The 18,624-nt window shown below is 43.7% G+C and carries 15 protein-coding genes and 2 pseudogenes; 11 read left to right on the forward strand and 6 right to left on the reverse strand.

The features are described from left to right. The coding region (locus ACEW80_RS15485; protein ID WP_373527451.1) for an MFS transporter at positions 1-2,422 on the reverse strand (2,422 nt) is incomplete at its 3' end. Positions 2,423-2,719: 297 nt separating this feature from the next. Between ACEW80_RS15485 and ACEW80_RS15490 the strand changes: the two genes are divergently transcribed. The 6 genes from ACEW80_RS15490 (at position 2,720) to ACEW80_RS15515 (ending at position 7,225) form a co-directional block, all read left to right on the forward strand. Then, positions 2,720-2,941 carry a hypothetical protein gene (locus ACEW80_RS15490; RefSeq protein ID WP_373527452.1) on the forward strand — a complete coding sequence of 74 codons (222 nt, stop codon included), beginning with the start codon at positions 2,720-2,722 and terminating at the stop codon, positions 2,939-2,941. Positions 2,942-3,195: 254 nt separating this feature from the next. After that, positions 3,196-4,278 (forward strand): Gfo/Idh/MocA family oxidoreductase, encoded by a 1,083-nt coding sequence (locus ACEW80_RS15495; protein ID WP_373527453.1) that lies wholly within the window; start codon positions 3,196-3,198, stop codon positions 4,276-4,278. Between the two features lie 431 nt (positions 4,279-4,709). Continuing rightward, a complete protein-coding gene (locus ACEW80_RS15500) occupies positions 4,710-5,333 on the forward strand; it encodes a DedA family protein (protein ID WP_373527454.1) in 624 nt (207 codons plus the stop codon). Then, positions 5,330-5,518, forward strand: a complete 189-nt coding sequence (locus ACEW80_RS15505; protein WP_373527455.1) for a hypothetical protein — start codon at positions 5,330-5,332, stop codon at positions 5,516-5,518. The genes ACEW80_RS15500 and ACEW80_RS15505 overlap by 4 nt, the downstream gene beginning before the upstream one ends. 73 nt (positions 5,519-5,591) lie before the next feature. Next, on the forward strand, positions 5,592-6,740 hold the full coding sequence (locus tag ACEW80_RS15510) for a ParM/StbA family protein (RefSeq protein ID WP_373527456.1): 1,149 nt from the start codon (positions 5,592-5,594) through the stop codon (positions 6,738-6,740). 5 nt (positions 6,741-6,745) lie between these two features. Beyond that, the gene (locus ACEW80_RS15515; protein WP_373527457.1) at positions 6,746-7,225 is read left to right on the forward strand and encodes a plasmid segregation centromere-binding protein ParR; all 480 of its coding nucleotides are present in this window, start codon (positions 6,746-6,748) and stop codon (positions 7,223-7,225) included. A 426-nt stretch (positions 7,226-7,651) separates the two neighbouring features. On the opposite strand, the pseudogene ACEW80_RS15520 reads toward ACEW80_RS15515, so the two are convergent. From ACEW80_RS15520 to ACEW80_RS15535, 4 genes and pseudogenes are all read right to left on the reverse strand, one after another. Continuing rightward, positions 7,652-8,035 (reverse strand): annotated as a pseudogene (locus tag ACEW80_RS15520) (DUF2834 domain-containing protein); the annotation flags it as partial. Positions 8,036-8,242: 207 nt separating this feature from the next. Continuing rightward, positions 8,243-8,542 (reverse strand): annotated as a pseudogene (locus ACEW80_RS15525) (DUF2834 domain-containing protein); the annotation flags it as partial. A 98-nt stretch (positions 8,543-8,640) separates the two neighbouring features. Next, positions 8,641-9,792, reverse strand: coding sequence for a heat-inducible transcriptional repressor HrcA (gene hrcA / locus ACEW80_RS15530; protein ID WP_373527458.1), 1,152 nt, complete (start codon positions 9,790-9,792; stop codon positions 8,641-8,643). 769 nt (positions 9,793-10,561) lie between these two features. Continuing rightward, positions 10,562-10,921 carry a rhodanese-like domain-containing protein gene (locus ACEW80_RS15535; protein WP_373527459.1) on the reverse strand — a complete coding sequence of 120 codons (360 nt, stop codon included), beginning with the start codon at positions 10,919-10,921 and terminating at the stop codon, positions 10,562-10,564. A 144-nt stretch (positions 10,922-11,065) separates the two neighbouring features. Here ACEW80_RS15535 and ACEW80_RS15540 point away from each other — a divergent pair, with 144 nt between their 5' ends. The 3 genes from ACEW80_RS15540 to cysE all read left to right on the forward strand — a co-directional run bounded on the left by ACEW80_RS15540 (position 11,066) and on the right by cysE (position 14,268). Further along, positions 11,066-12,727, forward strand: a complete 1,662-nt coding sequence (locus tag ACEW80_RS15540) for a DUF3352 domain-containing protein (protein WP_373527460.1) — start codon at positions 11,066-11,068, stop codon at positions 12,725-12,727. Positions 12,728-12,915: 188 nt separating this feature from the next. After that, positions 12,916-13,404, forward strand: a complete 489-nt coding sequence (locus ACEW80_RS15545) for a hypothetical protein (RefSeq protein WP_373527461.1) — start codon at positions 12,916-12,918, stop codon at positions 13,402-13,404. Between the two features lie 102 nt (positions 13,405-13,506). Next, on the forward strand, positions 13,507-14,268 hold the full coding sequence (gene cysE, locus ACEW80_RS15550) for a serine O-acetyltransferase (RefSeq protein ID WP_373527462.1): 762 nt from the start codon (positions 13,507-13,509) through the stop codon (positions 14,266-14,268). A gap of 54 nt (positions 14,269-14,322) precedes the next feature. Here cysE and ACEW80_RS15555 read toward each other — a convergent pair whose 3' ends face one another. Beyond that, positions 14,323-14,907 carry an Npun_F5749 family FMN-dependent PPOX-type flavoprotein gene (locus ACEW80_RS15555; protein WP_373527463.1) on the reverse strand — a complete coding sequence of 195 codons (585 nt, stop codon included), beginning with the start codon at positions 14,905-14,907 and terminating at the stop codon, positions 14,323-14,325. A gap of 166 nt (positions 14,908-15,073) precedes the next feature. On the opposite strand from ACEW80_RS15555, the gene ACEW80_RS15560 reads away from it, so the two are divergent. Further along, the gene (locus ACEW80_RS15560; protein ID WP_373527465.1) at positions 15,074-15,400 is read left to right on the forward strand and encodes a hypothetical protein; all 327 of its coding nucleotides are present in this window, start codon (positions 15,074-15,076) and stop codon (positions 15,398-15,400) included. 2 nt (positions 15,401-15,402) lie between these two features. Continuing rightward, the gene (locus ACEW80_RS15565) at positions 15,403-18,471 is read left to right on the forward strand and encodes a CHAT domain-containing protein (protein WP_373527464.1); all 3,069 of its coding nucleotides are present in this window, start codon (positions 15,403-15,405) and stop codon (positions 18,469-18,471) included. The last annotated feature ends 153 nt before the right edge of the window (positions 18,472-18,624 follow it).

The following is an 18,624-nucleotide window of genomic DNA, read 5'->3' on the forward strand; positions in this document are numbered from 1 at the left end:
CAATCACCAAAATTCTGTCTGATTGATGGTTTTCTAAAATATCTGGTTGTTGAAAGTCTATATAGGCGGCGTAAATTTCACTGAGGAACTTTAATTCTTGCCCAATTAAACTTTCTACTCTACTGTGGTGAAATCTATCTACACTGTTAATTTCTGGTTGTTTATTTATTTTGAGTAAGCTACGGAGAATATGATTTCTGGTAGCACCCCAAGATTTTTCTAAGTGCAACCATAAGGTTTCCATTGCTTCTAAAGTGGAGATTTGAGCAATGGTGCGCCAAGCATACATCCGCACTACTTCTGGTTTGTAAATATTGGTAGCCATCTGCAACAACATCTCTACAGCTTCATTCTCCAGTCTTACTAAGGCTGACATTGCTGTAGTGCGGGTTGATTTGTAGTAAAGTGCTGTAATCAGTGCCGAATAGTACTCTTCTAAATGAGTTGCTGCAATCATTTCCAATACGGCACAGCGCACCCGTAAAGACTCATCTTGTAATAAATTCGGGATGTGAATCCGCAACGCCTGTAAATAAACTGCTTCTCTGAGCGCTCTAACTCCATTCACCCGTTCCTGTTCTAGCTTATGAGTCAGCATCCGGCGCATGGTTTGGGTAGCAGCTACCTTTTGCATGGGCGTTCCTTGGCGTAAGACTAAAGCGGCGGCAGTGGCGCGGATGAGTGAGTTTTGCTGGGGGTTCAAGTATCCTTCTAGGAGGCTTAAATTCGGATTTGGTTCAGCCAGCCAAACGTAGCGCAGTGCTAGGGCAAAAACTTCAGGGTTAGTTTCTTGGGATTGTTCTAACAAAGGACGGATAACGGCTAGATAAGCGGCATTTGCACCTGCCATCAGCATTACCTCCAAACTTTGGCGCTGCAAATCTGGGCTTAACTTAACCAACAGGGGTGCTAAAACTTCCGCAGCTCCAAGGGAATCCATTTGGGCTAAAAGTTCAATGCAAGAGCGTTTATCAGCCTCGCTGCCTTTTTCTGCTAAAGCTTTGACTACCCCCTGCTTAAAGAATCGCAGACCCACATTGCTTGCACTCAAATGACCCCGTGCCACACTTAAGACTAACAGCTCAACATAGCGCGATCGCAATTCCCAAATTACTGTTAAACAGGTGCCAGCGATCAGCATTGTTTCTGCCACCAACACCCATTTTTGCATTGGTACTGGTACAAACCGTCCACAAAACAATAGAGTTACAAAAATTAGCGCTCCTGTCAAACCTGTAGCGATCGCTTCGGCAGTTCCGCCAGATAAAGTCTGCATCCGGCTGCGAATTCCCTCTGGAATCGGTTGGTAGAGGATGGGGCCACTACTCATGACAAAGGTGTAGCGCAGAAGTTCATCAAAGAATTTGACAATTATCAAACCCCAGAAAAAGCTTTGCGATTGCATAGCTGGAATTAAATGCAGCAATACCAGTACACCTGGTAAGGAAAAGCCGACGGTGATTGGTAAAAGCGTGGCTGTAAAAAATACCCCCATCCGTTCGATGAGTCGGCTGGAAATAAACCACTGCAACAACAACTCACACAGTCCCAACATCCCACCAAAAAGACCTAAGAAGCTAGCGAGTTCTCGGTCGCTTAAATTAGAATTTAGTTCGCGCAAATATTGAAAATCTATTAACAACCCAATAACTTGCAACAGACCCACAAAGGCAAACAGCTGCCAGACATACCGTTTTAGTGGACTTTTAATAAAACGCTGCCGTGAGGCTTGTTCTTCAGGAATTAGTCTTTGTGGAGTTTCAGGAAAAGCGGCTCGATAGTGATGAGTTAAATAAAATAAAATCCCCGATCCTAATAAAATCATTACACAGGCGATGAGGATAATCTTATTCAGCGTGGTGTACTGCACTAGCCAAGGCAAACTAAAGCCACTGATCACATCGGCTACCAAAAGACCACTACTCACCAATGGGTAAGTCCGCTTAATCTCCCGAATGTTAAATATTTGGTTGGCGACGATGGAGGTGTTGAGGTCATTGACCACATAAAGGGCATCTACCCACAGCCGCAGCAGAAATACCGAAATCACTGCCAGGTAGGAAAAATGCGATCCCCAACGTAATAAAACTAATAAGACTAATGGCATCACCATGCAAGGTGCGATCGCTACAATCACCCGGCGTAAGGGAAAAATCTTTTGCAGCCAAGAGTATAAAAAAACCAATCCTGCACTCATCACGGCACTGGCAATATACATCCACGGCAGTAGGTTAGTTCCATATTCATCCAAAAACAGCGCCACCGTACTGTCCTCTGCCCACCGCAATCCTACAGACACAGTTGTATAAAAAATGAACATTATCTGAGTTCGCTCGCTCTCCTCTGGTCGGAGATTCACCCACTGTAGTAGTCGTGGTAAAGCAACTTTATTTGCAGTCAACCAGTGATTTTTAAGTTCCATGCAGTTTTAGTTTCTGGTAGTATCACCGTGTAATGGGAGCAGGGGAGCAAAGGAAGTAAATTCTCCCTCATCTCCCACCCTGCGGAAAGCTAAAGCGACATCTCCCCCAGTCTTTTTCTTCAATGCAAGAATTTTACGGAAAGTCTGAGGGTCGGAAACCTCCACTCGCGGACACGGCTTAGTTGCGCTATGGGTTAGCGCAGTCCACCACAGGCATCAGAGCTTTCCAAGACGAATTTTGAATTGATTTCTCCCTTATTGCCTAGAAATAGCAAAAGTCCTGAGCAACTGAGTATTATGTTTCCCACTCAGCCTTCAGGACTATCGATTTTAGATAAATTTAAACGACCTCATACCAATGGTACGATTTATAAACCTAGAGACTCAGGGTATATTCAAGCAGCAATTAATACTAGGGTTGTCGGACAAGGATCAAGAAGAAGCAGACATATTTACTATGCAAACATGGGATATGTAGACTTCTTTTACCTCTTGCTACCAGGCTTTAATCAACTGTAACCCCAGGAAAATTCAAAGATAGGAAGCCGACTCTTAGAACTTTGGAGTCTTTGTACAAAAGACAAAGCCAGCCTGAACTATCTATACAAAAGATAACCGGATTACGGGAACCGATCGCAAACTTTGAAATTCTTCATAAACATAGGCTCTATGTTACCATCTGGATGGTTTTAGACGGATCGTAACTGGCTTTCGAGTATAAAAGCCAACGGCCGTAGCGTCTCTAAATTTGGTGGTTGAGGAGAGAATAAATAGTGCAAAATAGCATGTCAGTGGCAGAAACGAATCCATACACACAGCGCAACCAGCCACGACCGATCCGCATAGGCGTGATTGGCGTGGGTAACATGGGACAACACCACGCTCGCGTGCTGAGTTCAATGAAAGATGTTGAACTAGTCGGTGTAGCAGATATTAACGTCGAGCGAGGATTAGAAACTGCCAGCAAGTACAAGGTGCGTTTTTTTGAAGATTACTCTGACTTGCTACCCCTTGTGGAAGCAGTTTGTGTTGCTGTTCCCACCCGATTGCATTACGCCGTGGGGATTAACTGCCTTCTAGCGGGAATTCATGTTTTGATTGAAAAACCGATCGCAGCCAGTATTTCTGAAGCAGAATCCTTAGTAAATGCCGCAGCCGAGTCTGGGTGTATCCTGCAAGTAGGTCATATTGAGCGCTTCAATCCAGCATTTAAGGAACTGAGCCAAGTACTGAAAACAGAAGAATTACTGGCGTTAGAAGCCCACCGAATGAGTCCTTACTCAGATCGGGCAAATGATGTTTCGGTTGTCCTGGATTTAATGATCCATGACATCGATCTACTTCTAGAATTAGCTGCTTCCCCAGTCACAAAATTGACCGCTAGCGGTAGTCGTGCCCTAGACTCTGGTTATTTAGATTACGTAACTGCCACCTTAGGGTTTGCCAATGGTATTGTTGCTACTCTGACTGCCAGTAAAGTCACTCATCGCAAAATTCGTCGGCTTGTCGCTCATTGTAAAAATTCATTCACTGAGGCAGATTTTCTCAAGAATGAAATTTTGATTCACCGACAAACCACTGCTAACTCTCTCCCTGACCACCGACAAGTACTTTACAGGCAGGATGGTGTGATTGAAAAAGTTTACACCAGCAATATTCAACCCCTAAGTGCAGAATTAGAGCATTTTGTCAACTGTGTACATGGTGGCAATCAACCCTCAGTGGGTGGTGAACAAGCTCTCAAAGCCCTGAGATTGGCAAGTTTGATTGAGCAGATGGCGTTGGAAGATCGAGTTTGGAATCCCTTAGACTGGGAATCGCAACAGAGAATACAATCGTTGACCCCGACAGCATAACCAAGAGGGGTAAAGGGCAAAGGGCGAGGGTTGAATTAGGTCGCCCACTAGGAGCAATGTTTTTGCGTTTCCCCCTTTTCCTTTCTTTAATAAGACACTAAGGGAAGATGGAAAGATGGGAGAACAAAGTCATGGTCTACTTCCTGCCCCACAGCCCCAGGCTCACAAAGGAAACCTAGAGTGTGTTTTTAAATTTGCCATCAAATCTTTAGATCCCCCGTAGTCCTGATTAAAAAAAGGGCTAAGGGGGATCTAATAATTAGAAAACAAAACCTAGCTTCCACTTCTCTTATTCTGTTTCCCGATTGCGGGATCAATTTATAGTGCAGCCAAGCTAGCTTGACTCCGATGAGGGGGGATGGTTAACTTTTGAGAAAGCTAACGCTGAATTTAGTAACAAAACTAATGCAGTAATTTCAGGAATTGACTTAATGCTTGAATGGATAACTAATACAATCAACTATTTCGGCTATTGGGGAATCGCCCTGCTAATGTTCCTAGAGAACCTTTTTCCCCCTATCCCTTCAGAATTGATTATGCCACTGGCTGGATTTACAGCCAGTCCATATCAACCAGGAGGGGCAAAGCTGAATATCATTGGTGTGTTTTTCGCAGGACTTGTGGGTTCTGTATTGGGTGCACTTATCTGGTACTACCCTGGTAAGTTGTTAAGTGAAAGGCGCTTGAAAGCATTGGCTGACAGGTATGGCAAATGGCTGGCTATATCCAGCAAAGATATTGACAAGGCAACGCGCTGGTTTGACTCTCAAGGTAACAAAGCAGTTTTGATTGGTCGGCTTGTACCAGGAATCCGCACCTTGATTTCCGTTCCTGCTGGTATGACCAATATGCATTTGCTGCCATTTTTGTTTTATACAACCTTAGGTAGCGCGGCTTGGGTGGGCTTGCTAACATACTCAGGCTACGCATTGGGTAGTCAGTATGAACTTGTGGACAAGTACCTTGCTCCTGTGTCCAAAATTGTACTTGGGGTTTTGATTTTAGCATTTGTTTTCTGGATGCTTAAGCGCCAGCTAAGACGTATCAGAAGATGAAACACGCCGCTTTTGGTTTGAAAGCAGTGGAACCAGGGATTACATCTGGCCAAAATTCGCCTACACTATGCCAAATAATACTAGATGTGCGATCGCATTGGCACAGCCTCTCCAAGAGTTGCCCACCGGAGGTATCGCCAGAATTAATTTTTGGCGTATTTATAGCTACACTTGACGCAACCTAGAATTTATGGTTGCTCGCATTTTTGTAAGATGAGCATACAACTTTTTACAGTTAAGTTAGAATCAGGAGCTTTTATGACAGACCAACCTTCCGCCGCTACCCCAATTAATGCCGCTGCCATACCGATGAATAGAGTGTCGGCATCCACTCCCTTAAATGCTGTGAATACTCCCAAAGCAGGAACAGTTTCAGGGAAAACCATTCTTAGTGTTGATTTAGGCAGAACTTCCACAAAAACTTGTGTGAGTCGTGAACCAAATAATGTGGTGTTTGTACCTGCTAACGTCAAGCAGATGTCAATAGAACAAGTACGCGGTGGTGTTTTTGAAGCTAGGGCTACTGACCCCTTAATGGATTTGTGGCTGGAGTATCAAGGTAATGGATATGCTGTTGGTCAACTGGCAGCAGATTTTGGGGCAAATCTAGGAGTCGGGCAATCTAAGGTAGAAGCTGCACTAATAAAAGTGTTAGCAAGTGCTGGCTATTTCAAACTCAGAGACGATATCTCAGTTGTACTAGGTTTGCCTTTTCTTTCCTTAGAGCAATTTGAAAAGGAAAAAGCCCAGTTGATTAGCCAAGTAGGTGGGCCTCATGTGTTGAACTTCCGAGGCGAATCTGTGTCGTTGAACGTCAGTAAAGTTTGGGTAATGCCAGAGGGCTACGGCAGCCTACTATGGTCTGAAGCTCAACCGAAGAAAAGTCCAGGCAGTCCTGATTTTACAAAAATATCGGTGGCGATCGTCGATATTGGACATCAAACCGTCGATCTTTTAATGGTAGATAACTTCCGTTTTGCCAGAGGTGCTTCTAAGAGTGAAGACTTCGGTATGAACAAGTTTTATGAATTGGTGTCCGCCGAAATCGAGGGAGCAGATAGTCAATCTCTAGCGCTGATTTCCGCTGTTAACAAACCCAGAGGTGAACGCTATTACCGTCCTAAAGGCGCTAGCAAGCCCACAAACCTAGACGATTTTCTTCCCAACCTCACTGAGATGTTTTCTCGTGAAATCTGTAGCCGTGTGCTAGCCTGGTTGCCAGAACGTGTTACAGATGTGATTATCACTGGTGGGGGTGGTGAGTTTTTCTGGGACGACGTTCAACGTCTGCTTAAGGAAGCAAAGATTAATGCTCATTTAGCAGCACCTTCCCGGCAGGCGAATGCTTTGGGGCAGTATATTTATGGAGAGGCACAATTATCCTCTAATCGCGCTGCTAAGGCCTAAAGCTGATGTTCCAATGGTCAAAAAAGGTAGTTAAATCCGTCACGTTCAACCCAGAGCTTGCTGATGAAAGCTTGTTAGCGCAAGTAGAAAGTTATTTGGAAAAACAACCCGACAAGACTTTCAGTGACCTCTGTAAAGAAGCCTTGTGGCAATCTTTATGTGTACCGGAATCTGTACGACCTGGTCCACAAACAGCAGCAATAACACCAGTTGAACAACAAATTGGTGAACTGCAACGTCAAGTGGCTGGACTTGAGGAACGTTTTTTTGCTAAGGGATCTAATCGGTTGGAGGCGATGGAACACCATCTTCTGCAACTTTCTCAACAAGTTGCACAATTGGCGCTCATAGTCAATGATCGATCAATCATTCAGTCTCCAACTCAACTAGAAGTAGTAAATAATACTTCTTATAGTGTTGCTACCCCTCCTCAAGAAGTTGACCCCGTAATCAGTCGCCTTAGTCAGTTCCTCGATGATTTTTAAGAAACAATCGGGCTTGTAAGCATCTTTTGCTCTTGTAAACAATCCTTAATAGTTAATACTATTAAGGATTATTAATATTTATATAAGATTCCTATGAGATTTTTGAAAAAACGACTTACATCTGAAGAGTGGATATCTAAGTCCTGGCTCTGAACAAGCGAAAAGAATACTTGGATAAGTGTGTCAACTTAGCTCTCATTCTTATTACACTTTATTGAGAATAGGATTTTAATCTCATCGTGGAATATTCAGAGCTGATAAAATATCTTTTTCAGGGCGATATGTCTAGATTCTATTCTTGATTTACCTTTTTTCTTCAGTAATTACCGATTGTGACAGTAAGGGTGCGGAATGTGAGTACGAGCGTCACTCGTTCGCGCAGCGTCTCCCACAGAAGAAGGGATTGTGAAAAATGCACTTTATTCTTCAATTTGCTGCTGGCTGGTTGGATATGGACTCTACACCTACTTCTGGTAAAGGTGGACGCACTGATAAATAAATCAATGGCCCGAATAGGGGTATCAACACTATTAACCAGAATAACTGCGGATTTTTCCAACTCCGACGCGCCATATCATTTTCTAGTAATACAGGAAATAATAGGCAAAGTAGACAGAAATCTAAACTCATCACATTGATGAAGCGGTTGGTTTGCCACTGTTGTACAAAGTTGCCCCAATCACCTTTTCTTAAACCATAGGCAACTAAAATAGCCGTGGCTAGCGTCAAAATAAAACCAGTCACACGAGAATCTAGCAGCTTGAGCAAGGTATTCTTTTTACCAACAAACTTATTATTTGGTTCCCTAATAACTAAGTAGGGCTTGCTGAATAAGTCTCCAGAGCGAATCTAGAAGCCACACAGCTTACAAAATAGTAGTTTCGTCGCTTAGTTTCCCAATTGGCCCGGCGCTCGCCGACGAAAGTGCAAGGTTTTTGAACCTCTGGATGCTATAGTCTTGCACTTGCTTGGTGAAAAAATGCTCAAAACCCTTACCTAGACTATGTTTCACTTTTGTTCAGCAAGCCCTAAGTAGGGTAATAAGGCAAATGCACCGACTGCAAAAGAAGCTACGGCAAATAGCCAAGCAGATATTTTTTGTCCTCTACCATCAATTAAGACTACTGCGCTATAGATTAGAGGCCAGATGCCCATAAGATTGAATAGTGCAATAACTAACGGATTAATGCCTTGCCACTGACCAATAGAAAGGTTTTTAATTAATTGGAATGTATCGGGTTGCTCAGGAGGAGCGAAGAGAAAAGCATAGACAATGAATCCCAGCCACAGCAGTCCAAAGGTAATTTTTCTAACCATGAAAGGTTTGGGTAGTATTAATTATTGATTTTGCCACTACAAATTGGGCTATCTGCTTACTATGATATTGTTTACTCGCCTAGACTGGTAACGGCTGGTTAAGGATTGAAATAACTGAAGGCTTCTGAGAGATAATCAGCAGCAGATGTTACTACTGCGATCGCACTTTCATAATCGAGGCGCGTTGGACCTAAAACTCCTACACTTCCTACTGGTATTGAACCTCGGCGATAGGTGGAAGAAATCAAAGTGCAGGTGCGTATTGGTTCTAACGTATTTTCTGCGCCAATGCGAACTGTCACCCTTGGCTTACCTCCATCTTCCAATTCTGGTTCCTCAAATATTAATCGCCACAGTTGGTCTTGTTCTTCTTCCAGCAGGTGGATAATCGTTTGTACTTGCTGTAACTGGGAAAATTCTGGCTGGCGCAAAACTTCTGCTACACCCCGAACCATAATTTGTGTTGCAGTCGGTGCAAGAGTGCGACGAGTCAATTCGGCAACTGAATTTTTTAAGAATTCCCCGTAGCGTTGGAACTCCTGATCTAGTTGACTCCAGTCAAGATATGCTAATTCCAACAGACTTCGCCCCCGCAAATGTGTATTCAAAAAGTTAGAAACAATCTGCAACTCGCGATCGATTACCTCTGAATCCCGTTGTGTTTCTTCTGGTACTGGGGACAAATCCATCAACTTGGAATGTGTCTCATAACCATCTGTCACCATAATCAGCATGATCCTTCCCGCTTCAATTTGCACTAATTGCAGATGTCGCACTAGTGCTGTAGTGGTTTGTGGCATGGTAATTAAGCTAATGCAGCCACTCAAGGTTGCTAAAATTTGTGCGGCTCCTTGCAGTAAGGTTTCTAAACTCCAATCTTCCCACCGGAGACGCTTTTGCATTGCTATCTCTACTTCTCGCCCTAAAGTTTCCGTACCACTTTGTGGAAGCAAGCTACGCGTAGCGTCTGTCTGCGACACGCTACGTGAACCCAAAGAAGGTGTAATTAGCTGGTCAACATAAATTCGATAGCCTGAGTCTGAAGGTATGCGTCCGGCAGAGGCGTGTGGTTGGTAAAGTAACCCAGACTTTTCTAAAACGCCCATCACATTGCGAATTGTGGCTGAACTTACACCCAGATCATACTCATCAACCAAAGCTTTGGAACCAACAGGCTCTGCTGTAGCAATATAGTGACGTATGGTTGCCCAAAGTATATGTTGTTGTCGATTTGTTAACTGGACTTCCATAAGGCATATTTTGCTAAAGGCAAACTTTAATCAAACTCTGAAAAAATTTCTGGATTTGATCGCAAATATTATTAATAATTAATTAAGATGGTAAATTATCCAATTATATTATGAGAATTAACTTTTAAAGTTCACATTCAACATTTTTTGAGATTAAGCTCGAAATAAAAGCTAGACTTTTTTTACAAAAGCTGATGTACCTAATGTAACTTTACTATCTAGCTTATTTCTAACAGTATTTTCGCATAAATTTACACTTAAAACAGTATTACTAGATACGTATTTTTTCGGGCAATAGCTGATGCTGATCTATAATTTGGATGGGTCGAAAAGTTCCATAAGTATGTACCGACTGCCGAAAGTCTCAGCTTTGCCGACAAGCAATTAAACTGATGTACTACTATTTTTACAATAGCAATAGCTAGATGGAAAAGGGAGAAAGGGGAAGGGAACCAGCAACTTAAAAGCAGGGGTTTCAAGTATTGAAAAGCTGATTTTCTCGCTACGAGATGCCCGCTGTAGGATGCCCAAAGGGCTGTAGGGCGAATGCACTAAGTATCTGGTAACATCTTCTTTAATATTCTCCATATTTAAAAATAGGCGATGCACTGAACCATTCTCTACGAGACGCTGCGCGTAGCTTGCTTCCCCGCAGGGGTACGACAAGCTCAGGGTAACACTTGCCGAAGTGGGCTTTACACCAGGGGTAGCAGTAATTAACCTTTCCCCTTCTTGGTAAGTTCCATCTGAGGATGTGTGTGAACACAAGCTAATACTGAGGAATTGAAGGATCTACTAATAAGGAGTAGGCATTAATACCACCCGAAATATTTTGCACTTTTGTAAAACCTTGAGCAATTAACCACTGGCACATCTGGGCAGAGCGGATACCGTGGTGACATAGCACAAGAGTTTCAGCTTGAGGATTGAAGAGAGTGGGTACTTGATCTCCCCATTCGACAAATTGACTTAAAGGTAGGTTGACAAAGCCCTCAATGCTAGCGATCGCCAATTCTTCTGGTTCGCGCACATCTACAAGCTGAATGCTTGCATCATCAGAAGAAAGACGTTGTGCCAGTTCTTCTACACTAATCTGGTTCATGGGTTGACTAAAAGCGTTCCCTGTCATGAGGTTTCTGTAAACAGTCCTAATACTATCTATGGTGACAGAAAATTTCTGTCTTGGCATGAGCATCCATTCTTAGGAAGACTGATAAATCCTGGTAAGCTTTCTGCTTAAATGGCTGTAAACCGTCTTTTTTAGAGGTTTAATGTGAATAGGCAACGTTCATTTATTGGTTTTATCGTCGCTGGTGCGATCGCACTGCTAGTAATTGCGATCGCTGGCTTTTACTGGTTTTTCGCTAAAAGTCCGGCTAACCTCATTGCTTCTACCTCTACATCTGGTGCAGCCATATTCGTGTCAAAACTTTCCCCTGTAATGGTTTCATTACTGGCGAATCCAGACCGTTTGCAGGCATTAGAGCGTGAAGGAGAACTATCTAAACTCAAAACCAGTTTATTTGCCAAGAGTGGCATAGATTACAAAGAAGATATTCAACCGTGGTTAGGGGACGAAATCACATTAGCTATCACCACCTTAGATATTGACCGGGAATTAGAAAACGGACAGCAGCCGGGGTATCTCTTGGCACTAGCAACCAAGCAACCGGAGAAAAGCCGCGAGTTTGTTGAGTTGTTGTTTTCCAAACGGGCATTAGCTGGGGCAAACTTGGATGTTGAAAAATACAAAGGCGTAAAGCTGATTTATGACAATTCTCAACCAGAGCCGGACTTGCTAGCTGGTGCTGTTGTTGGCGAAGGCTTTGTATTGTTTGCCAACGATCCGAAGGTGTTGCGAGATGCGATCAATAACGTCCAAGCGCCCGATTTAAATTTGACTAGCTCCCCCGAATACCAAAAAGCTACCAAAGAACTGCCCAAAGGGGGTTTAGCTGTAGCTTTCTTGAATCTTCCCATTGTGGCAAAATGGCAAGGGTTAGAGTTACCAGAACAGCTTTATAACAGCCAAATCATATCCTTGGCGTTAAACCCCAAAGGATTGCTAGCAGAAACCACCTTTCTGACTTCATCGGAAATTGTCTCTCCATCTGCACCGCTATCTAAACCTGTAGGAGCATTGCAATATGTTCCAGCGTCCGCCGGTTTGGCAATTTCCGGCTCAAATTTGAGTAATTTAGCTAACAGTGATTTAGCCAAAGTTTGGAGACAAGCGACAGCAACTATATATGGTTCTGAGGAAGATATGGTTTCTCAGTTAGCAAAACCTTTGGCGGATGTTCAAAAACGCTGGGGTATAAACTTGCCAGAGGATATTTTCAGTTGGGTACAAGGAGAATATGCCATAGCATTGTTACCTGAGAAAGAGCCAACAATCCCCCGTTGGCTTTTTGTGGTGGAAAAAGCTGAGGGTGTAGAACAAGGCGTTGCTCGTTTGGATGCGATCGCTTTATCCAACGGACTCAGTATTAGTCCCCTAACTGTAGACAAGCAAAAAATCTCCGCTTGGACAGAGTTAACCACGGCGACAAAAAAAACCAATGTCAAAGAAGGAGCATCGTTCAACATCGAAACAAAAGTGCGAGGATTGCATACAACTTTCGGAAATTACGAAATTTTCACGTCTGACTTAGAGACTATGGATGAAATTCTTACAGCCAAGGATAATTCCTTAATTGATAATTCCAATTTCCAAGAGAGCATCGCTGCCATTCCCCAACCGAACCAAGGCTACATCTATCTTGACTGGACAAAGAGCCAGAATCTTTTAGAGAGTCAAGTACCAATTCTCAAGCTAGTGGAAGTTTTAGGTAAACCATTTTTTGATAATTTGCGATCGCTCACAGTCAGTAGTTATGGAACTGACACGCGATCACTTAAAGGTGGCGTTTTCTTCCAACTCCATAAGTCGTGAGTTAGAGGATGAAAGAGGACGTGGGGAATGTAAATGAAATATTCTCCACGTCTCCTAACCCCTCTTAATATAAAATTTCTTGTTGTGGCAAATTTTAATGTGGCACACCCAACTGAAATTTTACTGGAATATTTTCAGTAGAATATGTATATATCACTACTAATTTAAAAGCCTGTTGGAGGGCTACTATGAAATACTATCGCCCCCGACTTCAGTTTGGCGGCTGGCTATTGGCTATACTTACCGCCATCACAGCTACCCCTGCAATAGCAGAGACAGCAAATTTTGGTACTTTCACGCTGTCAGCAAACTTTCAACCAGCACAAGGAACAGTGCAGGGGTTTACAGGTGGTTCTTACTCATTGTCTGCCACAAGTAACCGCGATCGCGATCATAAAGCCTGTATTGGCTTTGCCGATCCGACTCCAGATCACATTATGGTTTTGGAAAAGGACTTTTCCCAGTTGACAGTACAAATTGATAGCAGCAACAACGACACCACTTTATTCATCCAAGGCCCAGATCAAACAACAATTCGTTGCGGCGATGACACTGGCAAAAGTAAAGATGCTAGTGTTGGCGATCGCAACTGGAAAAAAGGCATCTATCGGATTTGGGTAGGTACATTTAATCCTGGGGTGAAGCGCGATTATACTCTGACAGTTGAGCAGCAGTAAAGTGGGGAATGGGGAGTAGTGAGCAGGAGAAGAACCAATCAATAACACCTGAGAGGATAATATGGGAGAGTAGCTTGTTGTGCTTTCCGAGGGTGCTATCTCGTGCTATCTACACTGCGTGCTGACTTTAGTATCATATTTGAACGTGACCCAGCTGCCCGTAACTGGTTGGAAGTTTTATTTTACCCTGGTTTGCAAGCCCTACTATTCCATAGGCTGGCTCACTGGCTGCATAATATTGGCCTTCCTTTTATCCCCCGTCTGATTTCTCACTTGGCTCGGTTTTTGACTGGAATTGAAATCCATCCTGGTGCAGCAATTGGGCAAAACGTGTTTATTGACCACGGGATGGGTGTAGTAATTGGTGAAACTGCGATCGTGGGAGACTATGCTCTAATTTATCAAGGTGTCACCCTTGGAGGTACTGGTAAAGAATGTGGCAAGCGCCATCCGACTGTGGGTGAAAATGTCGTAGTCGGAGCTGGAGCGAAGGTGCTGGGCAATATCCAAATTGGGAATAATGTCCGTATTGGCGCTGGATCTGTTGTTCTAAGGGATGTCCCTTCTGACTGTACTGTGGTAGGCGTGCCTGGGCGGATCATATATCGCTCTGGAGTGCGGGTTGCACCTCTTGAACACAGTAACTTACCCGATTCAGAAGCCGAAGTTATTCGGGCTTTAGTAGACCGAATTGAGTCGCTGGAAGAAAAAATCCAAACTCTTCAGCGTACCCACTCTTATGAAAAAATTCTGGTTTTGGCGGGTTCTTTAGCTGCCAAAGAAGGCGAGTTATCAGAAGGCGATCGCTGGTGTAATCTCAAGGATAAGGCTATCCAGGAGTTTCTAGATGGTGCTGGCATTTAAATAAAGTGAGGAGTTAAGAATAAAAAATAATTCCTAATTCCTAACTGACAATATTTAAGGATTAATTTCTTGGCTAGACCACTCTTGCTGGTCATCGCGGCAGTAAAGCCATCGATTTTGTGGTTCGCCGCGCAATTCTAAATGATCTACCTGTACCGGGTCAAGTAGCAGTAGGCAAAAATTAGGCACTGGCTGCACAGCGTCGGGTGCTGGTGGCTCAAAAGCTTCTGCTTCCTTGATTCTGGGTTTACCAGGATCAGGCCAAGCAAACTGTAAACGCGCTGCATCACTCAGTTCTTGCCACATACTGATCCGGACTGGCTGTAAATGCTGGTGAAAATCATCACTGCTTACCAGGGTCAAACAGCCAGTGATGCGGAATTGTTCTCGTGTATTGGGGAAATACCAGCAAATCTCTGCCCAAGGTTGTTGTTGTATTTGATCGGCTTTGGCACTACGGCGATCGCTAATAAATTTTAGCTGGTTAGTGTCTTCTAGAAAGCCGCGAAAGACGACAGTCCGATTAGCGGGGCGATCGCCTCCCTGAACTGTTGCTAGTTGCAGGTAGCGGGCATAAACAAGGCTGCGGTTGCGATGGAGTGCGTGGGCGATCGCGCTTCGCCAAGGAGCAAGAGACATATTAATTCGTAATTTTTGAAAGTCAGATTAAATCTGGGTTTCCAGCTTTGCGTCTGTTGCCTTATTTTAGACAATTGGTACAACACTAAGTAGATAATTTAGAAATGCTTTCTTCTTTGCGTCTTTGCGTGAGATAAAAATACTGTATAAATTCGCAGGTGACTTTATAGCAGAAATTCAAGTTGGGATTGAGGGTGAAGATGCACCAGTAGCAGCCGAGGCTTTGCTAGAAATTCCTGGAATATCGGGAAGCTATGAAGTTCCGACGCAAAGAGAGGGAACTTTGGCAGCGATCGCAACTATTATCGGCATTGTCGGCGGTGTTGTAACTTTAGCAGAGCAAATCCGCAAATGGTATCAAGAATGGCATAAATCCCATCCAGGGAAGCAATTTGATGTGGTAATTGTTGACTCTGACACTGGCAGACGGATTTTGCTTGAAGAAGCTACAGTAGAGGAAATTACTGAAATCCTCCAGTCTCTCAACAAATAAAAGTGCAAACTATCCGCATCCAACTTCGGGAAAGTACGCAGGAAACAGTTGAACTCAGGTATTGGCTACCTCAACAAAAGCACTATGAATCACGTCGCCTGAAACTTGCAGAAATCGCTAATTTCCTCAACCAAGGCGAACGAGATTACTATAAACTGCTGCCCAATTTAACAGGAATCGGGCAGCAGTTATTTTTTTGGTTGGATAGCGATGGACGCTGGTTGAGTCGGGGAATTGCTGACTGTCGCGGTGAGGGGTTGGTAATTGCCCTTGATACTGATAAAAAACTGGCGCATCTGCCTTGGGAAGTGCTGCATGATGGTGAGGATTTTTTGGTAAAGCGGGTTAATCCGGTGGTTTTGCCTCTGCGCTGGATTGAGAAAGAAACGGAACTGTTTTCTGTGGAAGCACGACAATTGCGAGTATTGTTTATGGCAACCGACCCGGAAGATGTGCAACCCAAGTTAGAGTTTGAACAGGAAGAGGCGAAAATTCTGGCTGATACGCGAGATTTTGCTGTAGATTTGCGGGTGGAAGAAAGCGGTTGCGTTAGCGAGTTGGGTAAGGTGTGGAGTCGCTATTTTAATGATTTTGATGTGTTTCACCTCACAGGACACGCCTCAATTAAAGATGAAGCACCTTACACGCCTTACTTTATCACTGAGACGGAAATTGGCGATCGCCACGAAACCACAGCCGCAGAACTTGCCGAAGTCTTCCGGTTTCGCTTTCCCAAGTTGGTGTTTTTATCTGGGTGTCGGACTGGACAATCAGCAGATAAAGGGGCTGTCCCTTCAATGGCTGAGGCGCTAATTGCCCAAGGTGCTAGGGCTGTTTTAAGTTGGGGGCGGCCGGTGGAAGATCGGACAGCTACAGCCGCCGCCGCGCACCTCTACGGCAAATTGGCAGCCGGATATCAATTAGCTGAAGCACTCGCTAGCACTTACCAGCAGTTGTTTAAACAGAATGTGCGTGACTGGCATTTGTTGCGGTTATATGTCCAGGGAGAATGTCCGGGTGCGTTGGTGGAAGTGTTGGGAGATTTGCCACCCTCAGCGCCGGAACCTGCTTATGAACAGTTTTTAGATCCCGATACCCAACTGGTGCGGGTGGCGAAACCCTCTGAGTTTGTTGGCAGACGGCGGACTTTGCAACGTTGTCTCAAAGCGATTCGCACTTCATTAGGGGTACTAATTCACGGACTGGGGGGTGTGGGTAAGAGTACTGTGACGGCGCGACTTCTGGAAAGGATGGTTGGCTATCACAGGCTGGTGAACTTTCGGCAACTGGATGAGGACAAACTGCTCAAAACCCTTGCTGAACAATGTACCTCGGAACGGGGGCATGATATTCTCAATGGCAAGTTACCCTTGATGCAGCGCTTCACCAAGTTTTTCATCGAAGGACTGAATACCAAAGAACAGCGCTTTGCCTTTGTGCTGGATGACTTTGAGGCAAATTTGGAATTACGAAATGGGGTTTATGTCTTGCAACCACAAGTTGTGGATGTACTGCTGGCGTTGCTGAAGGCGATGCAAAATTCCCAACTTCCCCACAAGGTAATTATTACCTGTCGCTACAATTTCACTTTGTCGGAACTGAATCATCGTCTGTACCGCGAACCTCTGGGTGCTTTGGGTGGGGCAGATTTAATTAAAAAGTATAATCGTCTGGATTCCTTTAATGGCAGTTGGCAATTTCAGCCAGATTTGCCGGAACGTGCCAAACAAGCAGCAGATGGAAATCCTCGGCTATTGGAATGGTTAGATAAGATTTTGCAAAATTCCCCGATGTTGCCAGAAGCGGAGAGGGGAGTTGAGATGATTCTGCAAAAGATGGCAGATAAGGAAAAGGAATTTCGTGAGGATATTTTGGCACAGGAATTGCTGAAGCAGCAAACTCCAGCTTTGCGTCAAATGCTGGGGAAGTTGTTGGTGTATGAGTTACCTGTTCCTCAAGCTGCTATTTCTCCGATTTGTGAGGATATCTCAAGTTGGGAAAGTCATATTGAACGCGCTGAAATTTTGGGTTTGTTGGAAGTTACCCTCACCAACAACACAGAGAGGTTGTATCGTGTTCCCCGGATTTTGTCACCGTTGCTAGAGTTTCCAGAAAACCCCAAAGGTGAAGAGTTGTATAAACAAGCTGCACAAATTTTGTATCGCCTGTGGTGGGAGGCGGAAGGTGCGACGGAAGCACAAAAAATAGAAATTTATAGGTTAGCACTGTTAGGTAAAAAAGAAGGTGTAGTTGTAGAAATTGGAAGCTATTTAGCTAGTTTTTGGAATAGTAAATATCAGTATAAAAAGAGTGTTTTAGTCTGTAAAAATATATTGGAATTAGTTAGAAATCATGAAATTATGTGTTATCTAGCTAAAGCTGAAGAAGGCTTAGGAAATATTAGTGAAGCTGTAGACCTATATACACAAGCTCTGAAACTATGCCCTCCAGAAGATGAACAAACAAAGATAAAAATATTTCAGCATGGTATCAGTCTTTATACTAGAAAAGGGCCATTAGAGAAAGATGTATTAGATAAATTTATCCTAGTCTACTTTGGAGCTTTTCAACTTGAACAGGAAAATAAAGGCATAAGAGCTAAAGTAGCAGAAATATTTTCTCTTACAATGACATTTGAGCTTCTTGGAGGTATTGCTCTACGCCAAAACCAGATAGAAGCTGCCAAGGTTTTTTACGAATGCTGCCTTGATTTCTACGATAAAATTTGTGATATTCCAACTAAAATTAAAACGGGTGATTACAGCAGCGTGAATCATTTGTGTGGTTCAAAAGCTAGAATATTATGCCATTTAGGTACTATTAATCTAAATCAGGGAAAAACTAATGAGGGTAGAGAATTGTATTTACAGGCAGCACAACTATTTGAGTATGCCCATGATGACCATAACAGAGCAGTAACTTTAGCAGCCATAGGAACAGGTTGGTTGCGACAGGGAAACACTGTTACTGCGCTCCAATACTTACATGAATCTTCAGCTATCATGCAAAAGCTTGCATTGCCCGACTTAGAGCGCGTTAACCAGTTAATTGCTGAAGCACAAAGTGAGTGAAAAGCAGTCTTCACAACTTATTGAACGCGTTGGCAATGTCCAAGGTCAAGGAGCCACCTTGCACCAACTGGCAGGTATATACGCCGACAAAGGAGAAATGGAGCAAGCGATCGCACTTTTGAATCAGTCTTTGGAAATAACTGAACGCATTGG

It is taken from the genome of Nostoc sp., from assembly GCF_041747015.1.
Taxonomy (GTDB): domain Bacteria; phylum Cyanobacteriota; class Cyanobacteriia; order Cyanobacteriales; family Nostocaceae; genus Nostoc.